At 57.8% G+C, this 24,676-nt stretch carries 20 protein-coding genes; 18 read left to right on the forward strand and 2 right to left on the reverse strand.

Going from position 1 to position 24,676, the window contains the following annotated elements:
* From ACR0I7_RS10350 to nusG, 5 genes are all read left to right on the forward strand, one after another.
* The gene (locus ACR0I7_RS10350) at nucleotides 1–459 is read left to right on the forward strand and encodes a FixH family protein (protein ID WP_480510659.1); all 459 of its coding nucleotides are present in this window, start codon (nucleotides 1–3) and stop codon (nucleotides 457–459) included.
* A 3-nt stretch (nucleotides 460–462) separates the two neighbouring features.
* The gene (locus ACR0I7_RS10355; RefSeq protein WP_480510661.1) at nucleotides 463–2,640 is read left to right on the forward strand and encodes a heavy metal translocating P-type ATPase; all 2,178 of its coding nucleotides are present in this window, start codon (nucleotides 463–465) and stop codon (nucleotides 2,638–2,640) included.
* A 5-nt stretch (nucleotides 2,641–2,645) separates the two neighbouring features.
* A complete protein-coding gene (ccoS, locus tag ACR0I7_RS10360; RefSeq protein WP_480510663.1) occupies nucleotides 2,646–2,804 on the forward strand; it encodes a cbb3-type cytochrome oxidase assembly protein CcoS in 159 nt (52 codons plus the stop codon).
* Nucleotides 2,805–2,883: 79 nt separating this feature from the next.
* Nucleotides 2,884–3,081, forward strand: coding sequence for a preprotein translocase subunit SecE (secE, locus tag ACR0I7_RS10365; RefSeq protein ID WP_480510665.1), 198 nt, complete (start codon nucleotides 2,884–2,886; stop codon nucleotides 3,079–3,081).
* Between the two features lie 190 nt (nucleotides 3,082–3,271).
* The gene (gene nusG, locus ACR0I7_RS10370) at nucleotides 3,272–3,805 is read left to right on the forward strand and encodes a transcription termination/antitermination protein NusG (protein ID WP_008758130.1); all 534 of its coding nucleotides are present in this window, start codon (nucleotides 3,272–3,274) and stop codon (nucleotides 3,803–3,805) included.
* A gap of 95 nt (nucleotides 3,806–3,900) precedes the next feature.
* On the opposite strand, the gene ACR0I7_RS10375 is transcribed toward nusG, so the two are convergent.
* The gene (locus ACR0I7_RS10375) at nucleotides 3,901–5,124 is read right to left on the reverse strand and encodes a peptidoglycan-binding domain-containing protein (RefSeq protein ID WP_480510667.1); all 1,224 of its coding nucleotides are present in this window, start codon (nucleotides 5,122–5,124) and stop codon (nucleotides 3,901–3,903) included.
* Between the two features lie 372 nt (nucleotides 5,125–5,496).
* Here ACR0I7_RS10375 and rplK point away from each other — a divergent pair, with 372 nt between their 5' ends.
* The 9 genes from rplK (at nucleotide 5,497) to ACR0I7_RS10420 (ending at nucleotide 20,325) form a co-directional block, all read left to right on the forward strand.
* Nucleotides 5,497–5,946, forward strand: a complete 450-nt coding sequence (rplK, locus tag ACR0I7_RS10380) for a 50S ribosomal protein L11 (protein WP_010440985.1) — start codon at nucleotides 5,497–5,499, stop codon at nucleotides 5,944–5,946.
* Between the two features lies 1 nt (nucleotide 5,947).
* Nucleotides 5,948–6,646, forward strand: a complete 699-nt coding sequence (rplA, locus tag ACR0I7_RS10385) for a 50S ribosomal protein L1 (protein ID WP_480510669.1) — start codon at nucleotides 5,948–5,950, stop codon at nucleotides 6,644–6,646.
* A gap of 207 nt (nucleotides 6,647–6,853) precedes the next feature.
* A complete protein-coding gene (locus tag ACR0I7_RS10390; RefSeq protein ID WP_480510671.1) occupies nucleotides 6,854–7,876 on the forward strand; it encodes a Hint domain-containing protein in 1,023 nt (340 codons plus the stop codon).
* A 351-nt stretch (nucleotides 7,877–8,227) separates the two neighbouring features.
* Nucleotides 8,228–8,746 (forward strand): 50S ribosomal protein L10, encoded by a 519-nt coding sequence (gene rplJ, locus ACR0I7_RS10395; protein WP_170417030.1) that lies wholly within the window; start codon nucleotides 8,228–8,230, stop codon nucleotides 8,744–8,746.
* A gap of 80 nt (nucleotides 8,747–8,826) precedes the next feature.
* The gene (rplL, locus tag ACR0I7_RS10400) at nucleotides 8,827–9,204 is read left to right on the forward strand and encodes a 50S ribosomal protein L7/L12 (RefSeq protein ID WP_480510673.1); all 378 of its coding nucleotides are present in this window, start codon (nucleotides 8,827–8,829) and stop codon (nucleotides 9,202–9,204) included.
* 250 nt (nucleotides 9,205–9,454) lie between these two features.
* Nucleotides 9,455–13,591 (forward strand): DNA-directed RNA polymerase subunit beta, encoded by a 4,137-nt coding sequence (gene rpoB, locus ACR0I7_RS10405; RefSeq protein ID WP_480510675.1) that lies wholly within the window; start codon nucleotides 9,455–9,457, stop codon nucleotides 13,589–13,591.
* Between the two features lie 52 nt (nucleotides 13,592–13,643).
* Entirely contained in the window at nucleotides 13,644–17,885 is a 4,242-nt protein-coding gene (gene rpoC / locus ACR0I7_RS10410) for a DNA-directed RNA polymerase subunit beta' (RefSeq protein WP_480510677.1), read from the forward strand.
* A 162-nt stretch (nucleotides 17,886–18,047) separates the two neighbouring features.
* Complete coding sequence (locus ACR0I7_RS10415; protein ID WP_480510679.1) at nucleotides 18,048–19,214, forward strand: S41 family peptidase; 1,167 nt, start codon at nucleotides 18,048–18,050, stop codon at nucleotides 19,212–19,214.
* 241 nt (nucleotides 19,215–19,455) lie between these two features.
* Nucleotides 19,456–20,325, forward strand: coding sequence for a DMT family transporter (locus ACR0I7_RS10420; protein ID WP_480510681.1), 870 nt, complete (start codon nucleotides 19,456–19,458; stop codon nucleotides 20,323–20,325).
* Here the strand turns inward: ACR0I7_RS10420 and ACR0I7_RS10425 are convergent.
* Nucleotides 20,310–21,116 carry a putative rhamnosyl transferase gene (locus ACR0I7_RS10425; RefSeq protein ID WP_480510683.1) on the reverse strand — a complete coding sequence of 269 codons (807 nt, stop codon included), beginning with the start codon at nucleotides 21,114–21,116 and terminating at the stop codon, nucleotides 20,310–20,312. The two genes, ACR0I7_RS10420 and ACR0I7_RS10425, sit on opposite strands and share 16 nt — an antisense overlap.
* Nucleotides 21,117–21,511: 395 nt before the next feature.
* Here ACR0I7_RS10425 and rpsL point away from each other — a divergent pair, with 395 nt between their 5' ends.
* The 4 genes from rpsL to ACR0I7_RS10445 form a co-directional block, all read left to right on the forward strand.
* A complete protein-coding gene (rpsL, locus tag ACR0I7_RS10430; protein WP_005621086.1) occupies nucleotides 21,512–21,883 on the forward strand; it encodes a 30S ribosomal protein S12 in 372 nt (123 codons plus the stop codon).
* 15 nt (nucleotides 21,884–21,898) lie between these two features.
* Entirely contained in the window at nucleotides 21,899–22,369 is a 471-nt protein-coding gene (gene rpsG / locus ACR0I7_RS10435) for a 30S ribosomal protein S7 (RefSeq protein ID WP_010441203.1), read from the forward strand.
* A gap of 18 nt (nucleotides 22,370–22,387) precedes the next feature.
* Nucleotides 22,388–24,505 (forward strand): elongation factor G, encoded by a 2,118-nt coding sequence (gene fusA / locus ACR0I7_RS10440; protein ID WP_480510685.1) that lies wholly within the window; start codon nucleotides 22,388–22,390, stop codon nucleotides 24,503–24,505.
* A gap of 60 nt (nucleotides 24,506–24,565) precedes the next feature.
* A partial coding sequence (locus ACR0I7_RS10445) for a GTP-binding protein (RefSeq protein ID WP_170744588.1) occupies nucleotides 24,566–24,676 on the forward strand: 111 nt, incomplete at its 3' end.

Genomic DNA, 24,676 nt, shown 5'->3' on the forward strand with positions numbered 1-24,676 from the left:
ATGGCAGAACGTAAGTTTACTGGAAAACACGCTCTGGCCGTTTTTGTTGCAGCTTTCGGCGTGATCATCACGGTCAATCTCATTCTGGCCTATAGCGCGGTCAAGACCTTTCCCGGGCTTGAGGTTAAGAACTCTTACGTTGCCAGTCAGGAATTCAACGAGCGGCTGCTGGAGCAGCAAGCGCTGGGCTGGGATGTGAAAGCCGAGGTCACGGGGGGGCTTCTGGTCCTCTACATCACGGACGCGCAAGGCACACCGGTAGAGGTTGCCGAGCTGCAGGCAGTTGTCGGGCGCGCCACGCATGTCCGAGATGATTTTGCGCCGGACTTCACGTTTGACGGCGCGGCATATGCGGCGCCTGCTGCGCTGAGTGCAGGCAATTGGAACATTCGGCTGGTTGCAAAAGATCGCGACGGGTCCGAGTTTTCACAGCGCGTGCCGCTCTATATCAAAGGATAGGGTATGACGGCGCATCTTTCCCCCGGAACCGCAGCCTGTCCGGGATGCATCGCATCCCCGGCTGAGCCTGCGCGTCCGGTGCCCGAAGATGTGCAGATCGCACTGTCTTTGCCGGGCATACACTGTTCTGCCTGCATTGCCACTGTCGAGCGTGAGCTGAACCAAGTTCCGGGCATTGAGGATGCGCGCGTCAATCTGACTTTGAAGCGCGCGATGATCAAAGCCGCGCCGCACGTTCGCGCCGCTGACCTGATATCCGTTCTGGAGCGGGTCGGGTTTGAGGCGCATGAGCTAGACCCGGAAGCCCTGTCTGCCACACAAGCCGACAAAGCGGGCCGGGATTTGCTGATGCGTCTGGCCGTGGCGGGCTTTGCTTCGATGAACGTGATGCTGCTGTCGGTATCGGTCTGGTCAGGTGCTACCGACGCGACGCGGGACATGTTCCATTGGATTTCGGCAGCGATTGCCCTGCCGGCCATCGCATTTTCTGCGCAACCGTTTTTTGCCAATGCCTGGAGCGCGCTGCGCGTTCGGCGTCTGAATATGGATGTGCCGATTGTGCTGGCGATCCTGCTGGCGCTTGTGACCTCGCTTTGGGAAACGGCGCTGAGCGGGAAACATGCTTATTTCGATGCCGCGCTGACCCTGACGTTTTTCCTGCTGGCGGGGCGCTATCTGGACTATCGCACGCGTGCGGCCGCACGGTCCGCCGCCGAAGAGCTGACCGCGCTTGAGGTACCCCGCGCCATTCGGTTGGTTGGGGATGTCGAAGAAGAAGTTGCCGTATCGGCCCTTGTAGTTGGAGACCTGATCCTTGTGCGCCCCGGTGGGCGGATGCCCGTGGATGGTGAAATCGTTTCGGGCCAGTCCGAGCTGGATCGGTCCCTTCTGACAGGTGAGACGTTGCCCGTATTCGCCAGCGAGGGCCTTGTCGTCAGCGCGGGTGAGGTCAACCTGACCGGGCCGCTCACGATCCGTGCGACAGCCGTGGGGGAAGATACATCGCTGCACCGCATGGCGGATCTGGTGGCAATCGCCGAGTCGGGACGGTCTCGCTATACTTCGCTGACGGACAAGGCGGCCAAGCTCTATGCACCCGGCGTGCATATCCTGTCAGCGCTCAGTTTTCTGGGCTGGTATATTTATTCAGGTGACATTCGCACGGCACTGAATATCGCTGCCGCCGTTCTGATCATCACGTGCCCTTGCGCCCTGGGCCTTGCCGTTCCGGCGGTCACGACGGCTGCGTCAGGTCGGTTGTTCCGCAAGGGCATGCTGATCAAACACGCTACCGCGCTTGAGCGGCTAGCCGAGGTGGACACGGTGGTCTTTGACAAGACCGGAACACTCACTTCGGGCGCGCCGGAACTGATCAATCTTGCGAATCATCGGCGCGCGGGACTTGAGATTGCTCTGGCGTTGGCCGAGGCGTCCGCGCATCCGCTGTCTGTTGCGCTGGCCAAAGCGGCACGTGCCGCCGGGATCGTGCCAGCTAAGGTGGATAACATTGCCGAGATACCCGGCTACGGAACCGAAGGCGCGTATCGTGGGCAACGCGTCCGGCTGGGCCGCGCACAATGGGTCGGGGCAGAGCCGGGTGCGCAGACATCCGCGTGGCTGTCAGTGGGTGAGCAAGCTCCGGTGGAATTCCGGTTTGCGGACAGCTTGCGGTCCGGTGCCGTTGAGGCCGTTCAGGCGTTCAAACGCGCAGGCAAACGGGTCATCCTGATGTCGGGGGACACGCAGGGTGCCGTGCGGGCATTGGCCGAACGGTTGGGGATCGAAGAGTGGATCGCCGAGGCGCTGCCTCAGGACAAAGCTGCACGCATTCAGGACCTCAGCGAGCAGGGAAGTCGCGTTCTGATGGTCGGCGACGGTTTGAATGATACTGCCGCGCTGGCGTCAGCGCATGCCTCAATCTCTCCGGCGTCGGCGCTGGATGCGGCGCGGGTGGCCTCGGACATCGTGTTGTTGGGCAACGATCTGTCGCCGATAGCTGACGCCTGCGACACGGCGACGAAGGCAACCAAGCGGATTCGGGAAAACTTCCAGATTGCGACGGTCTATAACGTGATTGCCGTTCCGCTTGCGGTGGCCGGTCTGGCGACACCGCTGATCGCCGCATTGGCGATGTCGACCTCATCGATTACCGTCTCTCTGAATGCGCTGCGCTTGAGGTAACCTGAATGGAAGTGCTTGCCTATCTGATCCCGATTTCCCTGCTTTTGGGCGGAGTTGGTCTGGTTGCGTTCATCTACACCGTCCGCTCCAATCAGTATGACGACCCCGAAGGTGACTCACGCCGCATCCTCAGCGACGAGTGGGACGACCGCCCCAAGCCCTGACAGAGATGTCAACGGCCCTTGAAATTGCCGCAATGCCCGGTTATGTCCGGCCCAACCGCTAGCAGAGAGACCAAGCCTAATGGCCACCACAAATCCGATCCAGTTCATTCAGCAAGTCCGTGCCGAAGTTGCAAAGGTCGTATGGCCGACCCGGCGCGAGGTGCTGTTGACCACGGTGATGGTGTTTATCATGGCGGCACTGACTGCCGTGTTTTTTGCCCTGGTCGATCTTGCCATTCGCGGCGGTCTGCAACTGGTTCTGGGTGCGTTCAACTAAGACAGCCGGTGCGCGTTGAAACACCACTGCCCCCTTGCACAGCAGGCGATGTCAGAGTAGGTGACATAACTATTCGGAATGGGCGTGCGACGAATCAGGTTGCGCGCCGCTTTTTATTCCGGATGACGCAATAGGATTTTAACGAGGGGCGTGCGCAGCCGTCCCAACGGCAAACAAGGACGACAGGTTCATGGCGAAACGGTGGTACTCGGTCAGCGTTCTTTCGAATTTCGAAAAGAAGATCGCAGAGCAGATCCGCACGTCGGTGGCTGAACAAGGCCTTGAGGATGACATTGACGAAGTTCTGGTGCCCACCGAAGAGGTGATCGAAGTGCGCCGGGGCAAGAAAGTCACGACCGAGCGCCGTTTCATGCCCGGCTATGTGCTGGTGCATATGGAGATGTCCGATCAGGGCTATCACCTAATCAACTCGATCAACCGGGTCACCGGCTTTCTTGGCCCGCAGGGCCGCCCGATGCCTATGCGCGACGCTGAGGTCAACCAGATTCTCAACCGCGTTCAGGAAGGTGAAGAAGCGCCCAAGCTGATGATCAGCTTTGAGGTGGGCGAAAAGGTCAAGGTCAACGATGGTCCGTTCGAGGATTTCGACGGTATGGTCGAAGGCGTAGACGACGAGGCACAGAAGTTGAAGGTGTCGGTCTCGATCTTTGGGCGCGAAACGCCCGTCGAACTGGACTTCACGCAAGTGACCAAGCAAAGCTAAGAACGCGACCAGCGAGATTTGAAACGCCGCGCTGCAGAAAGCAGCGCGGCGATTTCATTTGAGGTCTCAGAAAACCTAGACTGTTTTGCGTAGATTTATTGCGACTGAGTCATAGCCGCCCGCAAAAGCTCGGGACGATCGGACTGTGACGGAAGGAAGACGGTCTGCGATCCTGCGTCCAGGGCCGAAAGGCTTGCATCATACCACTGCATCGCAAGATCGCGGCGTTCCTGGACGCCGAAGCCTTCGCGCAGGTGATGCCCGATCAGTTCGCCATAGGCAGGCTCACCCATCGCGACCAGCATCAGCGCGGAACCAACAGCGGTATCCATGTTGTCTTGACGATAGCCCATTGCCAGACATACTTTGCTGGTTGCAGCAAGATCTGCAGGACTCAGCCCCGAATCCAGCGCAACTTTGCGGATCTGGGTCTCAGCTTCCGATTTTGAACTAAGCGACAGGGCATCCACTTGCGGGGCCAGCATTTCACCATAGGAGTTACACTGCGCAGTCACCTGATCCGGCGTCAGTCCCTGAATATCCTGCATCAGATCCTCGCCGCGCGCCATCGCGTAGCTGCGCGCCAGGCAGAACTGTTCGCTGAGCGCAAAGTTTGGATCCGACATGTTGGACAGGGTCGTGTACCCACCGTTTGTTGAGGTCTGCAGCATCACCCCGCTGCAGCGATTGGCGAGAGAAGGGCCACCAGTTCCGCCAGAAAACAGGCTCGGCAGGCTGGCAGATGCTGTTTCGGTTGTGGCGATCTCGGGCTCGGGTGCCTTAGGCGTTAAAACGGGAATGGCCGCCGCAGGTGCCTGAGGCGCTGCGGCCAGAGCCGTGCCTGTCTGGACCTGTTGACGATAGGCCATCAAAAGCGGTTGCCCGGAGAGCTGAGTTGTCGCTTGACCGCCATTGGTCGCCCAGTAATAAGCTTGTACCAGGAAGTCGCGCTGATAGGGTTGGAAATCATATCCGTTCACAGGATATCCCATAGAGACCTGATAGCGTTCGATGGCCGAGCGCGTGCCGCGACCGACCTGGCCATCGACGCGACCGGCGTTGTAACCGAAATAATTGAGCGCAGTCTGAGTCTGCGCACCTTGCGAGGTCGACGGGATGCCGGGACGGTAGGTCCTTGTGGTTCTCGTCGTCGTTCGGGCCTGCTGTTTCCTCTGCTGGTCCCGGCCAATAGCATAGCCTATAACGCCGCCAACAACCGCGCCGCCCAAGACCTCGCCTGCGTCGGCGCGTACGGTCTGCGGGGCGGTTGCGGCAAGTGACAACGCGATGCCGAGCGTTGTGATTAAACGAATGATCATAATAAACCTCCACCAACAACAAATCTATTCTGACAGATTATAGCACAGCCGCCATTGCTGATGTGAGTTAAGGCTGAATTCCGCTCAACTCACGTGTTCACAAGCGCTTTTGCTGTATCAGAGGTTCTTGTGTTCACGCCGCTCGTGACGGAGATTTCTTTGACCGGACGCAACCTCTCGTGGCTCGATTCGGAACGTTCTTGAGGAAATGGGCGCGCCACTTGCCAACACCTGCATTCCCCTGTAAACGCCGCCTCTATCGTCTTTGGGCGAGATTCTCTCGTGGGAGGTCGCTGGGATCGCGATCCCGGATCGGACCACGCAACATAGTCTGGGTGAAACGCGTTTCACCCGAGTTGAAAGGAAAACCAAATGGCCAAGAAGCTTGCTGGTACAATGAAACTGCAGGTTCCTGCAGGTCAGGCGAACCCGTCGCCGCCAGTTGGTCCGGCGCTGGGTCAGCGCGGCATAAACATCATGGAATTCTGCAAGGCGTTCAACGCCAAGACCGCAGACATGGAGCCTGGTGCTCCGTGCCCGACCGTGATCACCTATTATCAGGACAAGTCCTTCACGATGGACATCAAGACGCCGCCTGCGTCTTACTACCTGAAAAAAGCAGCCGGCCTGAAGCCGGTCGGCAAGCGTAACCGCCCCCGTGGTGCGGAGAACCCCGGTCGTGAGACTGTGGCAACCGTGACCTCAAAGCAGGTTCGCGAAATCGCCGAAGCCAAAATGAAAGATCTGAACGCCAACGATGTTGAAGGCGCAATGCAGATCATCCTGGGCTCGGCCCGCTCTATGGGCATCGAGGTGAAATAAGATGGCAAAACTCGGTAAACGTACGCGCGCTGCGCGCGAAGCTGTCGCTGGCAAAGAAAACCTGTCGGTGGACGAGGCGGTTGCTCTGGTCAAAGCCAATGCAACGTCGAAATTCGACGAAACCATCGAAATCGCTCTGAACCTAGGCGTTGACACCCGTCACGCGGACCAGATGGTGCGCGGCGTTGTTGGCCTGCCGAACGGCACCGGCAAAGCGATGCGTGTTGCTGTTTTCGCACGTGGCCCCAAGGCGGACGAAGCGAAAGAAGCAGGTGCAGATATCGTTGGCGCAGAAGACCTGATGGAAACCATTCAGGGCGGCACCATTGAATTCGACCGCTGCATTGCCACCCCGGACATGATGCCGATCGTCGGTCGTCTGGGTAAGGTTCTGGGCCCCCGCAACCTGATGCCGAACCCCAAGGTTGGCACCGTGACCATGGACGTGAAAGCCGCCGTGGAAGCAGCCAAAGGTGGAGAAGTTCAGTTCAAGGCGGAAAAAGGCGGCGTTGTGCATGCTGGTGTTGGCAAAGCGTCGTTCGACGAAGCCAAGCTGGTCGAAAACGTCCGTGCCTTCATCTCGGCTGTGGCCAAGGCCAGGCCGTCGGGCGCAAAGGGCACCTACATGAAGAAGATCGCTCTGAGCTCGACCATGGGGCCGGGTGTGACGCTGGATGTGGCGGCCGCAGCAGGCGAATAAGCCCTGCATCTTGAATTATTGAAGAAGCCCCCGGCAAGATTATTGTCGGGGGCTTTTGCTGTTATGCGGCTTGCAGGGTTGCCTTGCAATCGACACGACATGAACACCAGTCTGTCATATAGATAGCTTAAAGCCGAGATTTGTTGCCAGAATACGTTTTCTGGCTTAAAGCGGACAGAAAATACAAGTAGATCGTGCAGGGTTTAAATGGTTTTACGCAGCTTTTTCGCACAGGACAGTGAAAGCCTGGTCGTCACCTCAAGCTCAAGTAGTGCAATTGTTGGTAATCCGATTATCAACAACTCGGATACGCCTGATGGTACTGTTTTTCAGTATTCTGGTGGTACGGGCACCACCATTACGCTCGACGATACCTTTGATGTTAATGTTTTCAACGATGATGCCCCCGCAAATCATGTCATAACGGATGGCGGCGGGATCGTTGCAAACGGGACCCAGGTTGAATCAGAATCGATTATCAACATTCGGGCTCTTGATGGGTCCGGTAACCCAACCGGTCCGACCATTACGGTCTATGTGTTCTCACAAGGCGGGGTGACGCAGGATGTATGGGGCTATGCGACATCTGAAGATCTTGTGCCCGGAACCTCATACGTCAAAGTCAGCGGGTCGAACACCGGGTCATCTGCCTATACGAATTTTGTAACCTGCTTTGCAGAAGGCACCCTGATCGACACGGCTGATGGCGAGATGCTGGTGCAGGACATAAAGCCCGGTCAAATGGTTTGGACGCGGGATAGCGGCTTCCAGCCGGTGTTATGGACAGGCAGCACCACGGTCGAAGGGACGGGTGCCTTTGCCCCAGTGGTTATACGGCCGGGTGTGCTTGGCAATGAAGCAGAGTTGGTTCTGTCTCAACAGCACAGAGTGCTGGTTACCGCCGCCGCAGCCGAGATGCTGTTTGGCAAGTCCGAAGTTTTGGTCGCGGCGAAACATCTGTGTGGTATCCCGGGGGTTTCAATTCACGAGGTGGACGAGGTCCGCTATACCCATTTCATGTTCGATCGACATCATGTGGTCAGATCAAATGGTGCGCTGACCGAAAGTTTCTTTTTGTCGGAGCATGCGGTTGGGGCTCTGACGGATGATCAGCGCTCTGAAATCCTGACGTTGTTCCCCTCGCTTGGCGAGACCGGGGTCGGGTTTGAGCATACGGCGGCCCTGACGATCGGGGCGGGCCCGGCTGCAGTGCTGCGCGCGTATCTATAAACTTCCGGCGTGGGCGGCTTAAAAAGGACGGTATGTTTCCGGCCTGAGCTGCCTGCTTGTTTGGCGCGCGAATGAATTTCCCTCTTGGAAATCTCGTGCGTCTCCCCTAAAGAGAGCTGCGGAATAAAGCGTGCGATTCGTCGTGCGCTTTATTTTGTTTCGTCCAAGACGGTGGGTGGTGCCATTCGGTGCCTTAATTCCCTGCCTGAGACGGGTAAGACCAAAGAATTCTGAGGGTCCCACCCTCGGGCGCATTTTGGCCAATCCCGTAACAACGGACCTGAACGCCGGGGTTTCGACCGCGGCAAATATGAGCCGGGGTGAGATATCGCCCCAAACTTGGAGAGAACTGTGGATAGAGCCCAGAAAGAGAAAGTGGTCGAGGAACTCGGCCAAATCTTCGAAAGCTCTGGCGTCGTAGTGGTTGCTCACTACGCCGGTCTGACAGTTGCCGAGATGCAGGACCTTCGCGCACGTGCTCGTGATGCGGGTGGTTCCGTGCGTGTTGCCAAGAACAGGCTCGCCAAAATCGCCCTTGAGGGTAAGCCGTGTGAAAGCATGGCCGACCTGCTGACAGGGATGACCGTTCTGACCTATTCCGAGGACCCTGTGGCAGCAGCCAAAGTGGCCCAGGACTACGCCAAAGAGAACCAAAAGTTCGAAATTCTTGGCGGTGCAATGGGTGAGAACGCTCTGGATCGTGCCGGCGTTGAAGCCGTGTCCAAAATGCCTTCGCGCGAAGAGCTTATTGCTACTATCGCGGGCATGCTGGGCGCACCTGCTTCGAACATCGCTGGCGCAATTGGCGCACCTGCAAGCAACATCGCAAGCATCCTTTCCACCATCGAAGAGAAGGCGGAAGCTGCGTAAGCGGTTGGCACTGAATGATCTGCGTAGGGTGAATACCCTGACGTTGGAACACACACTGTAAAACGGAAAGAGCTAATACAATGGCTGATCTGAAAGCACTCGCAGAAAGCATCGTGGGTCTGACCCTGCTGGAAGCACAAGAACTGAAAACCATCCTCAAAGACGAATACGGCATCGAGCCCGCAGCTGGCGGCGCCGTAATGGTCGCAGGCGCAGCTGGCGATGCCGGCGGTGCAGCTGCTGAGGAAAAAACCGAATTCGACGTCGTTCTGAAGAACGCCGGCGCTTCGAAAATCAACGTGATCAAAGAAGTTCGCGGTATCACCGGTCTGGGCCTGAAAGAAGCCAAAGAACTGGTTGAAGCTGGCGGCAAGATCAAAGAAGGCGTTGACAAGGCAGAAGCCGAAGAAGTCAAAGCCAAGCTGGAAGCAGCTGGCGCCGAGGTCGAACTGGCTTAAGTCAGTCGGATGGTGCATCACCGATGCGCCGCAAAATTTGGCTGGGTCCGGAGAAATCCGGGTCCAGCCGAACCTGTCTTAGAAAGGGCCTCATGGATTGGGGTGTTTTCTAAGACACGGTTTTCGGATCGGGAGGCTGCCTTCGGGACGGTGGCCAGGTATTGATCCGGACGTGTCGTCTCGAATGTGCAAGATGCCGGGGCCCGACGGTGTCTTTGCCCGCTGAGAACATCGAAAGGTGACATCTGACATGGCTCAATCGTTCCTTGGCCAGAAACGTCTTCGGAAATATTACGGCAAAATCCGCGAAGTGCTGGAAATGCCGAACCTCATTGAGGTCCAGAAATCTTCTTATGATCTTTTCTTGCGCTCCGGCGATGCTGAACAGCCGACAGACGGCGAAGGCATCAAAGGTGTGTTCCAGTCGGTTTTCCCGATCAAGGATTTCAACGAAACCTCCGTTCTGGAGTTCGTGAAATACGATCTGGAAAAGCCCAAATACGACGTCGAAGAGTGTATGCAGCGCGATATGACCTACAGTGCGCCGCTGAAGGTCACGCTGCGTCTGATCGTGTTTGATGTCGACGAGGACACAGGCGCGAAATCGGTCAAGGACATCAAGGAACAGGACGTATTCATGGGCGACATGCCCCTGATGACGCCCAACGGCACCTTTGTTGTCAACGGTACCGAGCGTGTGATCGTATCCCAGATGCACCGTTCGCCCGGTGTGTTCTTCGACCACGACAAGGGCAAGACCCATTCCTCGGGCAAGCTGCTGTTCGCCTGCCGCATCATCCCGTATCGCGGCAGCTGGCTGGACTTTGAGTTCGACGCCAAAGACATCGTGTTCGCCCGGATCGACCGTCGCCGTAAGCTGCCTGTGACTACCCTGCTGTATGCGCTGGGTCTGGATCAGGAAGCGATCATGGACGCGTATTACAGCACCGTGTCCTATAAGCTGGACAAGAAGAAAGGCTGGGTCACGCCGTTCTTCCCCGAGCGTGTGCGCGGCACCCGCCCGACCTATGATCTGGTTGATGCGAAATCCGGCGAAGTGATTGCCGAGGCCGGTAAGAAAGTCACCCCGCGCGCGGTCAAAAAACTGATCGACGAGGGCGCGGTTACCGACCTGCTGGTTCCCTTCGATCACATCGTTGGCAAATTTGTCGCCAAGGACATCATCAACGAAGAAAACGGCGCGATCTATGTCGAAGCCGGTGATGAGCTGACGCTTGAATATGACAAGGACGGCGATCTGATCGGCGGCACCGCGAAAGAGCTGATCGACGCGGGCATCACCGACATCCCGGTTCTGGACATCGACAACGTCAATGTCGGCCCCTACATGCGCAACACCATGGCGCAGGACAAAAACATGAACCGCGAAAGCGCGCTCATGGACATCTACCGCGTCATGCGCCCGGGTGAGCCGCCCACTGTTGAGGCCGCGTCGGCCCTGTTCGACACGCTGTTCTTCGACAGCGAGCGGTATGACCTGTCCGCTGTTGGCCGCGTGAAGATGAACATGCGTCTGGCGCTGGATAAGCCTGACACCCAGCGTACGCTGGACCGCGAAGACATCGTGGCCTGCATCAAGGCTCTGGTCGAGCTGCGCGACGGCAAAGGCGACGTGGACGATATCGACCACCTCGGCAACCGTCGTGTGCGTTCGGTCGGCGAACTGATGGAGAACCAGTACCGCGTTGGTCTGCTGCGCATGGAGCGCGCGATCAAAGAGCGTATGTCGTCGGTCGAAATCGACACCGTCATGCCGCAGGACCTGATCAACGCGAAACCGGCTGCAGCTGCTGTTCGCGAATTCTTCGGCTCGTCGCAGCTGTCGCAGTTCATGGACCAGACCAACCCGCTGTCGGAGGTTACCCACAAACGCCGCCTCTCGGCGCTTGGCCCCGGCGGTCTGACGCGCGAGCGTGCGGGCTTTGAGGTGCGTGACGTGCACCCGACCCACTATGGCCGGATGTGCCCGATTGAAACGCCGGAAGGTCCGAACATCGGTCTGATCAACTCGCTGGCCACCTTTGCCCGCGTGAACAAGTATGGCTTCATCGAAACACCGTACCGCGTGGTGACCGACGGTCAGGTGACCGACGAAGTGCACTACATGTCCGCGACCGAGGAAATGCGTCACACCGTGGCGCAGGCGAACGCGACTTTGGACGCCGATGGCAAGTTCAAGAACGAGATGGTCAACACCCGTCAGGCCGGGGATTACACCCTTGCGGCGGTTGAAAACGTTGATCTGATCGACGTGAGCCCGAAACAGCTGGTTTCGGTTGCGGCATCGCTGATCCCGTTCCTTGAAAATGACGACGCCAACCGCGCTCTGATGGGCTCGAACATGCAACGTCAGGCGGTTCCGCTGCTGCGCGCTGAAGCGCCGCTGGTTGGTACCGGGATTGAGGAAAAGGTTGCGATCGACTCAGGCGCTGCGATTCAGGCGAAACGCGCCGGTATCATCGACCAGGTCGATGCCCAGCGCATCGTTATCCGCGCCACCGAAGATCTGGAACTGGGCGACGCTGGCGTTGACATCTATCGTCTGCGCAAGTTCCAGCGTTCGAACCAGAACACCTGCATCAACCAGCGTCCGCTGATCAAGGTGGGTGACACCGTCCAGAAGGGCGAAGTCATTGCCGACGGTCCTTCGACCGATATGGGTGAACTGGCTCTGGGTAAGAACGTGGTCGTCGCGTTCATGCCGTGGAACGGTTACAACTACGAAGACTCGATCCTGATCTCGGAACGTATCGCGCGTGATGACGTCTTTACCTCGGTCCATATCGAGGAATTCGAAGTCGCCGCCCGTGATACCAAGCTGGGTCCGGAAGAGATCACCCGCGACATCCCGAATGTCGGTGAAGAAGCGCTGCGCAACCTCGACGAGGCGGGCATCGTTTACATCGGTGCGGATGTGGAGCCGGGCGATATTCTGGTCGGCAAGATCACTCCGAAGGGCGAAAGCCCGATGACCCCGGAAGAAAAGCTGCTGCGCGCCATCTTTGGTGAAAAAGCATCTGACGTGCGCGACACCTCGCTACGCGTGAAGCCGGGCGATTACGGTACGGTTGTAGAGGTCCGCGTCTTCAACCGTCACGGCGTCGAAAAAGACGAGCGTGCGCTGCAGATCGAACGTGAGGAAGTCGAACGTCTGGCCCGTGACCGGGACGACGAGTTGGCGATCCTGGACCGCAACATCTATGCGCGTCTGCAAGGCCTGATCCTGGGTAAAACCGCTGTCAAAGGCCCGAAAGGCGTCAAGGCAGGGTCGGTGATCACCGAGGAGCTGCTGGAAACCCTGACCCGTGGTCAGTGGTGGCAGCTGGCGCTGGAAGGTGAGCAGGACGCACAGATCGTTGAGGCTCTGAACGAGCAGTACGAAGTGCAAAAGCGTGCTCTGGACGCCCGTTTTGAGGACAAGGTCGAGAAAGTCCGTCGTGGCGACGACCTGCCGCCGGGTGTGATGAAGATGGTCAAAGTCTTCATCGCCGTGAAGCGCAAGCTGCAGCCGGGCGACAAGATGGCCGGTCGTCACGGGAACAAAGGTGTGATCTCCAAGGTTGTTCCGATGGAAGACATGCCGTTCCTGGCCGATGGTACGCCGGTCGACTTCTGTCTGAACCCGCTGGGTGTGCCTTCGCGTATGAACGTTGGTCAGATCCTTGAAACCCATATGGGTTGGGCCGCGCGCGGTCTGGGTCTGAACATCGACGACGCGCTGGGTGAATACCGCCGCTCTGGCGACCTGACCCCGGTGCGCGAAGCGATGAAGCTGGCCTATGGCGAAGATGTCTACGAAGAAGGCATCACCGGTCTGGACGAGGATGGTCTGATCGAGGCGGCGGGCAACGTGACCCGCGGTGTTCCGATCGCCACCCCGGTCTTCGACGGTGCCAAGGAAGCAGACGTCAACGATGCGCTGGTGCGTGCGGGTTTCTCGGAAAGCGGTCAGTCGGTTCTGTTCGACGGTCGTACCGGTGAGCAATTTGCACGTCCGGTGACCGTGGGCATCAAGTACCTGCTGAAACTGCACCACCTTGTGGACGACAAGATCCACGCGCGTTCGACTGGGCCGTACAGCCTGGTCACCCAGCAGCCGCTGGGTGGTAAGGCGCAGTTCGGTGGTCAGCGCTTTGGTGAGATGGAAGTCTGGGCTCTGGAAGCTTATGGCGCCGCCTACACCCTGCAGGAGATGCTCACCGTGAAATCGGATGACGTCGCCGGCCGTACTAAGGTCTATGAGTCGATCGTCAAAGGCGAGGATAACTTTGAAGCGGGCGTACCGGAATCGTTCAACGTTCTGGTTAAAGAAGTCCGTGGCCTCGGCCTGAATATGGAACTCCTGGATGCGGAGGTTGAGGAGTAAGGGCCTCGGCCCTTCCTCCCGTCCCCCCTTCCGCAAAATTTGAGGTATCAAAATGAACCAGGAAATCACCAACAACCCGTTCAACCCGCTGACACCGCCGAAAGTCTTTGACGAGATCAAGGTTTCGCTGGCCAGCCCTGAACGGATCCTGTCTTGGTCTTATGGTGAGATCAAGAAACCCGAAACCATCAACTACCGTACGTTCAAGCCCGAGCGTGACGGTCTGTTCTGCGCGCGTATCTTTGGCCCGATCAAAGATTACGAATGTCTGTGCGGCAAATATAAGCGGATGAAGTATCGCGGCGTTGTCTGCGAGAAATGCGGTGTGGAAGTCACTCTGCAGAAAGTCCGCCGCGAGCGTATGGGCCACATTGAACTGGCCGCGCCCGTTGCACACATCTGGTTCCTGAAATCGCTGCCATCCCGCATCGGTCTGATGCTGGACATGACGCTGCGCGATCTGGAACGCGTTCTGTACTTTGAAAACTACGTCGTCATCGAGCCCGGTCTGACCGACCTGACCTATGGCCAGATGCTGACCGAAGAAGAGTACATGGACGCGCAGGATGCCTATGGCATGGACGCGTTCACCGCCAATATCGGTGCCGAAGCCATCCGTGAGATGCTGGCCCAGATCGATCTGGAAGCCGAAGCCGAGCAGCTGCGCGCTGATCTGGCCGAAGCCACCGGTGAACTGAAGCCCAAGAAGATCATCAAGCGTCTGAAAGTTGTCGAATCCTTCCTCGAGTCGGGCAACCGGCCCGAGTGGATGGTGATGACCGTGATCCCGGTCATTCCGCCGGAACTGCGTCCGCTGGTTCCGCTGGATGGTGGCCGTTTCGCGACCTCGGATCTGAACGATCTGTATCGCCGCGTCATCAACCGGAACAACCGTCTGAAGCGTCTGATTGAGCTGCGCGCGCCTGACATCATCGTCCGCAACGAGAAGCGGATGCTGCAGGAATCCGTTGACGCTCTGTTCGACAATGGCCGTCGTGGCCGCGTGATCACCGGCGCGAACAAGCGCCCGCTGAAATCGCTGTCGGACATGCTGAAAGGTAAGCAAGGTCGCTTCCGTCAGAACCTTCTGGGGAAACGCGTCGACTTCTCGGGCCGTTCGGTCATTGTGACCGGTCCGGAGTTGAAGCTGCACCAGTGTGGTCTGCCCAAGAAGATGGCGCTGGAGCTGTTCAAGCCGTTCATATACTCGCGCCTTGAAGCCAAGGGTTTGTCTTCGACCGTGAAACAGGCGAAGAAGCTGGTCGAGAAAGAACGTCCCGAAGTTTGGGATATCCTCGACGAGGTGATCCGCGAACACCCTGTCATGCTGAACCGTGCGCCGACGCTGCACCGTCTTGGCATTCAGGCGTTCGAACCGGTTCTGATCGAAGGTAAAGCCATCCAGCTGCACCCGCTGGTCTGTTCGGCCTTTAACGCTGACTTTGACGGTGACCAGATGGCCGTTCACGTCCCGCTGAGCCTTGAGGCGCAGCTGGAAGCCCGTGTTCTGATGATGTCGACGAACAACGTTCTGTCGCCTGCAAACGGCGCGCCGATCATCGTTCCGTCGCAGGATATGATCCTGGGTCTGTACTACGTGACGCTGGAACGCGAAGGCATGCCGGGCGAAGGCAAGGTGTTCGGTTCGATCGAAGAAGTTCAGCACGCGCTGGACGCGGGTGAGGTGCATCTGCACTCGAAAATCACCGCGCGGATCACGCAGATCGACGCCGAAGGCAACGAAGTGCAGCAGCGCTTTGAAACTACGCCGGGCCGTGTCCGTCTGGGTGCCTTGCTGCCGATGAACAACAAAGCGCCGTTCGAATTGGTCAACCGTCTGCTGCGGAAGAAAGAAGTGCAGCAGGTGATCGACACCGTCTACCGCTATTGCGGTCAGAAAGAGAGCGTCATCTTCTGTGACCAGATCATGTCGATGGGCTTCCGCGAAGCGTTCAAGGCCGGTATCTCGTTCGGTAAGGACGACATGGTCATTCCGGACGACAAATGGGGCATCGTGGATGACACCCGTAGTCAGGTGAAAGACTTCGAACAGCAGTACATGGACGGCCTGATCACTCAGGGTGAAAAGTACAACAAAGTTGTCGATGCCTGGTCGAAGTGTAACGACCGCGTCACTGAGGCTATGATGTCGACGATCTCGTCGTCGGATCGGGCAGAGGACGGCTCCGAGCAGGAACCGAACTCGGTCTACATGATGGCCCACTCTGGTGCACGTGGCTCGGTCACTCAGATGAAACAGCTGGGCGGTATGCGGGGCCTGATGGCCAAGCCGAATGGTGACATCATCGAGACGCCGATCATCTCGAACTTTAAAGAAGGTCTGACCGTTCTCGAATACTTCAACTCGACCCACGGTGCCCGTAAGGGTCTGTCGGATACCGCTCTGAAGACGGCGAACTCGGGTTACCTGACCCGTCGTCTGGTGGACGTGGCGCAAGACTGCATCGTTCGTGAAATCGACTGTGGTACCGAGCGTGCGATCACTGCCGAAGCCGCCGTGAACGATGGTGAGGTTGTCGCGTCGCTGGCCGAACGTGTGCTGGGCCGCGTCTCTGCTGATGACGTTCTGCGTCCGGGCACGGATGAAGTTCTGGTCGCCGCTGGACAATTGATCGACGAACGTATGGCCGACACCATTGACGAGGCTGGTGTTGCGTCGATGCGCATTCGTTCGCCTCTGACCTGTGAGTCCGAGGAAGGCGTCTGTGCAACCTGCTACGGTCGTGACCTTGCACGCGGTACCATGGTGAACACGGGTGAGGCTGTCGGCATCATCGCTGCTCAGTCCATTGGTGAACCCGGTACACAGCTGACGATGCGGACTTTCCACATTGGTGGTGTTGCGCAAGGTGGTCAGCAGTCGTTCCAGGAAGCCAGCCAGGAAGGCGTAGTTTCCTTCGAGAACCCGCAGATTCTGGTCAATGCTGCAGGCGAAAGCCTGGTCATGGGTCGGAATATGAAGCTGGTGATCAAGGATGAACACGGTGAAGAGCGTGCCAACCACAAGCTGGGCTACGGCTCGAAGCTGTTCGTTAAGGACGGTGCATCGGTGGCCCGTGGCGACAAGCTGTACGAATGGGATCCCTACACCCTGCCGATCATCGCAGAGAAAGCCGGTACCGCGAAATATGTTGACCTTGTTTCGGGCATCGCTGTCCGCGATGAGACTGACGATGCAACCGGTATGACCCAGAAGATCGTGATCGACTGGCGCGCTGCTCCCAAAGGCAGCGACCTGAAGCCCGAGATCATTCTGGTCGGTGAAGATGGCGAACCGGTCCGCAACGATGCGGGCAACCCGGTTCACTATCCGATGTCGGTGGATGCGATCCTGTCGGTCGAAGATGGCCAGACCATCGAAGCCGGTGACGTTGTCGCGCGTATCCCGCGTGAAGGCGCCAAGACCAAGGACATCACCGGTGGTCTGCCGCGTGTGGCCGAACTGTTCGAAGCCCGCCGTCCGAAAGATCACGCGATCATCGCAGAAGCCGATGGTTACGTGCGCTTTGGCCGCGACTACAAGAACAAGCGTCGCATCAGCATCGAACCGGCGGACGAGTCCATGGAGACCATTGAGTACATGGTGCCCAAGGGCAAGCACATCCCGGTCGCTGAAGGGGACTTCATCCAGAAGGGTGAATACCTGATGGACGGTAACCCGGCTCCGCATGACATCCTGTCCATCATGGGTGTCGAAGCGCTGGCGGATTACATGATCGACGAGGTGCAGGACGTCTATCGTCTGCAGGGCGTGAAGATCAACGACAAGCACATCGAGGTCATCGTGCGCCAGATGCTGCAGAAGTGGGAGATTCTGGATTCAGGCGACACCACCCTGCTGAAAGGCGAACATGTCGACAAGCAAGAGTTCGACGCAGCCAACGAGAAGACCATCTCTCGCGGTGGTCGTCCGGCACAGGGCGAGCCGATCCTTCTGGGGATTACCAAAGCCTCGCTGCAGACGCGTTCGTTCATCTCGGCAGCGTCGTTCCAGGAGACCACCCGCGTTCTGACCGAGGCCTCGGTTCAGGGCAAGAAAGACAAGCTGGTTGGCCTGAAAGAGAACGTCATCGTTGGTCGCCTGATCCCCGCCGGTACCGGTGGAGCCACACAGGCCGTGCGCCAGGTTGCGCAATCGCGCGATAACGTGGTGATCGAAGCCCGCCGGGAAGAGGCAGAAGCGGCCGCTGCCCTGGCAGCACCGATGATGGACGACGATATGGTCGGCGACGAGCTGGACGTTCTGGTGGAAACCCCGGAAAGCCGCGAGTAGTCGCCTTTCAAACCAAACAAGAGGCCCTGCGGATACGCGGGGCCTTTTTTTGTGGTGATTGTTAGGTACGCAGACCGACGTCGTGGGTGCTCGATTCACTCTCAAACGACAGTAATGAGCCCAATCTGGACATTGGTGAGTGGTCATGCGCAGATGTGAAATATGTCGCTGACGGAAGATCTGAAGCAAATTCTGGAAACTGCGTTGTCAACCGATCCTAGCTTTCGGCGGGTCGAAAGGGCCATGATAGACAACTGCGTTAGTCACTGCCGACGATACGCTTTGGAGGGCTCCATTGAGGCCTTTCTGTTGTCCGCGATGCGCCTATTGGCACTTGCAGACAACGGGCACACGCGGCTGATCCCAAATAGTGCGATCTCAGTGCTTCCACTGAGGTTCGTGAGCGTGGGGCGTTCAGTGCAACTCATTGGCACGGCACCAGGGGGCACTGCAGCGCGAGGAGAACTGATAGCCGTCAACGGCGCAGCTTTGAATCAAATCGAAGCCACTGCCGCAAAATTTCTGGCGGGAACGCGCCAAAGGAAACGTGTCATCGGGCCGATACTTCTGGCTTGGCCCTACGTTTTGGCGCGTTTGGGATTTTCGTCTGAAGGCGATACGACCGAGTATAGTCTGCGGAACAAAAACGGGCAGATAACCAATCTGAAAATGGCAAATGGAGATACTGTTCCTGCGTCGACACTCTACCCGAGGAACGAGCACGGCAGGGCTGATCCAGCCTGGGAACCCGAGGCTTTTGTTGAGATACGGGATTGGCGAGATCTTGGGCTATCGATCGCGTTGCCAAGTTTCTTTGATCCAAGCGAAACTGCGCTGCCCAAAGCCATCTCAGATGCAGCGGAGCGCGTGGGCACCTGCTCAAACAAAATGCTCTTAGTTGACGTTCGCGGAAACACCGGCGGCGATTTTCTGCTAACGATGCCCCTGATCGACGCGATCTCGCAAAGCGCAAGTCAGCAGGTAGTTTTGCTTGTCGATAAATTCACGTTTTCCGCGGCGATTGTGTTTGTAGCCATACTGAAACATCGTCTGGGAAATAGGCTCAAACTCATCGGGGAAGAAATGGGCGACGGGTTGACTTTCTTTGCCGAGGGCGGGTCGCTCGATTTACCGACGAGCGGAGCAGCCGTTCGATACTCATCAGCCTTTCACGACTGGAAGAATGGAACGTCTGACGAAACCACACCGCCCGAGATCGCGCGACAAATCGTACCCGCAGGAGCACTGAATTTAGACCGAGAATGGCCGACTGCTGAGGATGCGCAGGGCGCATTTTATCAACGAGTTCTGAAAGGCGTCAGCGACTAGCCGAATGGTCGGCAAGTCCGCGCAGCGGTCATTGATAGAAAACTCCACCCTCATGTCTTCGATATGGCGGAATCGGGGTAAGACATCTGCCTGGTCTGACATCTTGGTTGGTTTGACAGATGGCTGCAAACTACCGGCTCTCTGTTCCCGTTAAAAAGCCGTGACGTCCTAACAGAAAGATTGACATTAGATCGGCTTGCCGGACCAATGGCTCAATTGTTTTACGACCGGAACATCTGCCATGACCCCCAACCTAAAAGGCGCGCTGTTGATGGTGGGCAGCATGGCCGCGTTTACGGTGAACGATACGCTGGTCAAACTGGCGTTGCAGGAGCTTCCGTTGTTTCAGCTGGTCGCAATCCGGGGGTTTATCGCCACCGTTTTGATCTTTACGCTGGCGCGCGGCCTGGGGGCGTTGCATCTGAGCTTTTCAGATCATGACCGAGTGTTGATCGGGATGCGGTGCACGGCCGAGCTGTCAGCGACCTTCTTTTTCCTGACCGCTTTGAAAAACATGCCTCTGGCGAATGTCACCGCTGTACTACAGGCGCTGCCGCTGACGGTCACGCTGGGCGCTGCGGTGTTCTTTTCGGAGCGTATCGGGTGGCGGCGTATACTGGCGATCGGGCTGGGTTTTCTGGGCATGTTGCTGATTGTGCGTCCGGGGCCAGAGGGGTTCAGCGTTTTCTCTCTTTACGCTCTGATCGCCGTGGCGTCGGTGACAGCGCGCGATCTGATAACCCGGCGTATGTCGCCCGAGGTGCCGTCGATGGTTGTGACGCTGGCAACGTCGCTGTCTATCACCACCGCTGCTGCCGTTGCATCTGTATTGGAGGGCTGGGTTCCCGTCACCACAGGCGTAGGTTTGCTGGCTGCTTCTGCGGCTGTTTTTGTGCTGATGGGGTATCTGTTCAGCGTCATGGTGATGCGCGTGGGGGATGTTGGGTTTGTGGCCCCGTTCCGATACTCGAGCCTGCTTTGGGCATTGGCTCTGGGCTGGATGGTGTTCGGAGATTGGCCTGATCGGGTCACGATGTTTGGTGCGGCGCTTGTGGTCGCGGCAGGGCTATTCACTTTGTTCCGCGAGCGTACACATCAAGCCGCAGAATGAACCTGCCTGACGTGATCCTGATCGATGGCGTAGCGGGCGATGAACTCTCCCTCAAGGGCTGCGTCCAGAGGTGACAGCTCGACCTTGCTGTTCCGCGTTTCGGGCGAGTCGTTGAACTGGTTCAGCGTCCTTACCCACATTGGGGCGTCGGGATAGCTGACGACGGGCATGACCCGGTCCATCTTGTGGTGCGCAAAGTTCATGATCGTCAGCGGGGATTCGCCCGCGACATACATGCCCAGACCTGCGGTGATCAGGCGGCGATGTACCTGGGTCGCCTGAATTCCATCTATGGTGCCACGCGCCAGAAAACCGCAGCTAAAGTCGACGGCGACGGCAGGGTTGTTGCGCATCAGCAGTTCACAGTCCTGTGCCGCCAGCCGCAGCCGTTCGACAAAATCCACCGACACCGCGTCATCATCGTCATGCCGAAACTGCAAGCACGGCTGGGCAGGGTCGATGCGCGCGCTGTTGAGCACGTCTTTCATCACGCGCCGATGTCGCGCCGGCCGTCTTGCGATGATCTGGACCTGATTCATGCCTGCTGTCAGGTCATGCAGTCGGTCCAGCGCGGGCTGAGGCAGACACTCGCCGATCACAATGAGGAACTGAAAATCCTCATCGGTCTGCTCGCGAAAACAGGGCAGGGTGATCGCCTCGAACAGACGAAACCGTTCGTCCAGCCGTTCCGGATTGTATAGAAACTGGCGCCGTTCCTCGATCGTATCATGCTCGATCTGAAAGCCGCCATAGGCTGGGTAGGAAAAGCGGCACAGACCGATAACTTGCATGATGTATCCGTGATCAACCTTGTCGGCCCGACTATGCCTTGGCAACGATGGGCTCGCAACTGGCGAAGGCACCGGAAATCCGGTATCTGCCGTTCAAATCAGCGCAAACCAGTCTGGGGCTTTTCAAGCGGGCTGCGCTGTTGACACCGCGACCGACTCCCCTTAATACGCGCGTCATCTCGGTGCGGGGGCCGCCCCAAAACCGATTCCAGTAATGAACTGGTCAAGGCCCGGACAATTTTATCGTTCGCGCCCTCTGATAAACAACCGCGACGTTCACCTCGGAATGGGAACGTTCGCGGGTTTTGCGCTTGTGGACGCATAAGTGCAGCGAATCTAACCGCACGCAATGCGCGTGCATGTCATGTGTGTTGCAAAACGGGGAAGAAACCGGAATGCCAACTATTCAACAGCTGATCCGCAAACCGCGGCAGCCCAAAGTAAAACGCTCGAAGTCCATGCACCTGGAGCAGTGCCCGCAGAAGCGCGGTGTCTGCACCCGCGTGTACACCACCACACCTAAAAAGCCGAACTCGGCGATGCGGAAGGTTGCCAAGGTGCGCCTGACCAACGGGTTCGAGGTCATTTCGTACATCCCGGGTGAAAGCCACAACCTGCAGGAACACTCGGTTGTTCTGATCCGTGGCGGCCGTGTGAAAGACCTTCCCGGTGTGCGTTACCACATCCTGCGCGGTGTTCTGGATACTCAGGGCGTCAAAGACCGTAAGCAACGTCGTTCGAAATACGGCGCGAAGCGTCCCAAGTAAGAAGGAGAGGCTGATATGTCACGTCGTCACGCCGCCGAAAAACGCGAAGTTCTGCCTGACGCCAAATTTGGCGACAAGGTACTGACCAAATTCATGAACAACCTGATGATCGACGGCAAGAAGTCGGTCGCAGAGCGCATCGTTTACAACGCGTTTGACCGCGTTGAGAACAAGGTAAAGCGCGCTCCTGTCGAAGTGTTCCACGAAGCGCTCGACAACATCAAACCGTCGGTCGAGGTTCGCTCGCGCCGGGTTGGTGGTGCCACCTATCAGGTTCCGGTCGAAGTGCGCCCTGAGCGCCGCGAAGCACTGGCCATCCGTTGGCTGATAACTGCTGCGCGTGGCCGCAACGAAAACACCATGGAAGAACGCCTCGCCGGTGAACTGCTGGACGCTGTACAGTCCCGCGGTACCGCCGTGAAGAAGCGCGAAGACACCCACAAGATGGCCGAGGCGAACAAAGCCTTCAGCCACTACCGTTGGTAATTCAGAGGCTTATCAAAAATGGCACGCGAATATCCGCTCGAACTGTACCGTAACTTCGGTATCATGGCGCACATCGACGCAGGTAAGACCACCTGCTCGGAGCGTATCCTGTATTACACTGGTAAATCCCACAACATCGGTGAGGTGCACGATGGTGCAGCCACCATGGACTGGATGGAGCAGGAGCAGGAACGCGGCATCACCATCACTTCGGCTGCGACCACCACTTTCTGGGAGCGCACCGAGGACGGTCAGACCGCCGATACACCCAAGCACCGCCTGAACATCATCGACACCCCCGGCCACGTTGACTTCACCATCGAAGTTGAGCGCTCGCTGGCGGTTCTCGATGGTGCCGTCTGCGTTCTGGACGCAAACGCCGGTGTTGAGCCTCAGACCGAAACCGTGTGGCGTCAGGCTGACCGCTACAAGGTTCCGCGTATGGTTTTCGTCAACAAGATGGACAAGATCGGCGCAGACTTCTTCAACTGCGTTCGCATGATCGAAGACCGCACCGGCGCGCGCGCTGTTCCGGTTGGTATTCCGATCGGCGCGGAGACCGAGCTGGAAGGTCTGATCGACCTGGTCACCATGGAAGAGTGGCTGTGGCAGGGCGAAGATCTTGGCGCAAGCTGGATCAAAGCTCCGATCCGCGACAGCCTGAAAGACATGGCGGACGAATGGCGCGGCAAGATGATCGAAGCGGCCGTCGAAATGGACGACGATGCGATGATGGAATACCTGGAAGGCAATGAGCCCGACGTTCCGACCCTGCGCGCCCTGCTGCGTAAAGGTACTTTGGACATCGCGTTCGTTCCGGTTCTGGGGGGGTCTGCGTTCAAAAACAAAGGCGTTCAGCCGCTGCTCAACGCTGTGATCGACTATCTGCCCAGCCCGCTGGACGTTGTTGATTACATGGGCTTCAAACCCGGCGACGAGGAAGAAGTTCGTGACATCGCCCGTCGTGCAGACGACGACATGGCCTTCTCGGGTCTGGCGTTCAAAATCATGAATGACCCCTTCGTTGGCTCGCTGACCTTCACCCGGATTTACTCGGGGACTATGCACAAGGGTGACTCGATCCTGAACTCGACCAAAGGTAAAAAAGAGCGCATCGGTCGTATGATGATGATGCACTCGAACAACCGGGAAGAGATCGAAGAGGCGTTTGCAGGCGACATCATCGCGCTGGCGGGTCTGAAAGACACCACCACCGGTGACACCCTGTGTGATGCGAAGGAACCGGTAGTTCTGGAAACCATGACCTTCCCTGATCCGGTGATCGAGATCGCGGTTGAGCCCAAAACCAAGGGCGACCAAGAGAAGATGTCCCAGGGTCTGGCCCGTCTGGCCGCCGAAGACCCGTCGTTCCGCGTGGAAACTGATCTGGAATCCGGTCAGACCATCATGAAAGGCATGGGCGAGCTTCACCTGGACATCCTGGTTGACCGTCTGAAGCGTGAGTTCAAGGTTGAGGCCAACATCGGTGCGCCGCAGGTGGCCTATCGTGAGACCATCGGTCACGAGGTCGAGCATACCTACACCCACAAGAAACAGTCGGGTGGTTCAGGTCAGTTCGCCGAAGTGAAGATGATCATCTCGCCGACAGAGCCTGCCGAGGGGTATTCGTTTGAAAGCCGCATCGTTGGTGGTGCTGTTCCGAAGGAATACATCCCGGGTGTTGAAAAAGGCATCAACTCGGTCATGGATAGCGGCCCGCTGGCTGGCTTTCCCGTGATCGACTTCAAGGTTGCCCTGATCGACGGTAAGTTCCACGACGTTGACTCGAGCGTTCTGGCGTTCGAAATCGCGGCCCGTATGTGTATGCGTGAAGGCATGCGCAAGGCTGGCGCGAAACTGCTGGAACCGATCATGAAGGTCGAAGTGATCACCCCGGAAGAATACACCGGTGGTATCATCGGCGACCTGACCTCGCGTCGTGGCCAGGTGTCTGGTCAGGAACCGCGCGGCAACGCAATCGCGATCGACGCGTTCGTTCCGCTGGCGAACATGTTCGGCTACATCAACACTCTGCGTTCGATGTCGTCGGGCCGTGCCCAGTTCACCATGCAGTTCGACCACTACGATCCGGTTCCGCAGAACATCTCGGACGAGATCCAGGCGAAATACGCATAACCAAAGATTTGAGGGAGCGTGGATACCACGCTCCCTCAATTACCGAAAAAGGAGGCCATCATGGCAAAGGAAAAGTTTGAGCGTACAAAACCGCACGTCAACATTGGTACGATTGGCCACGTTGACCATGGTAAGACGACGCTGACCGCAGCGATCACCAAGTATTTCGGT

It is taken from the genome of Ruegeria sp. AM1 (genome assembly GCF_056540745.1).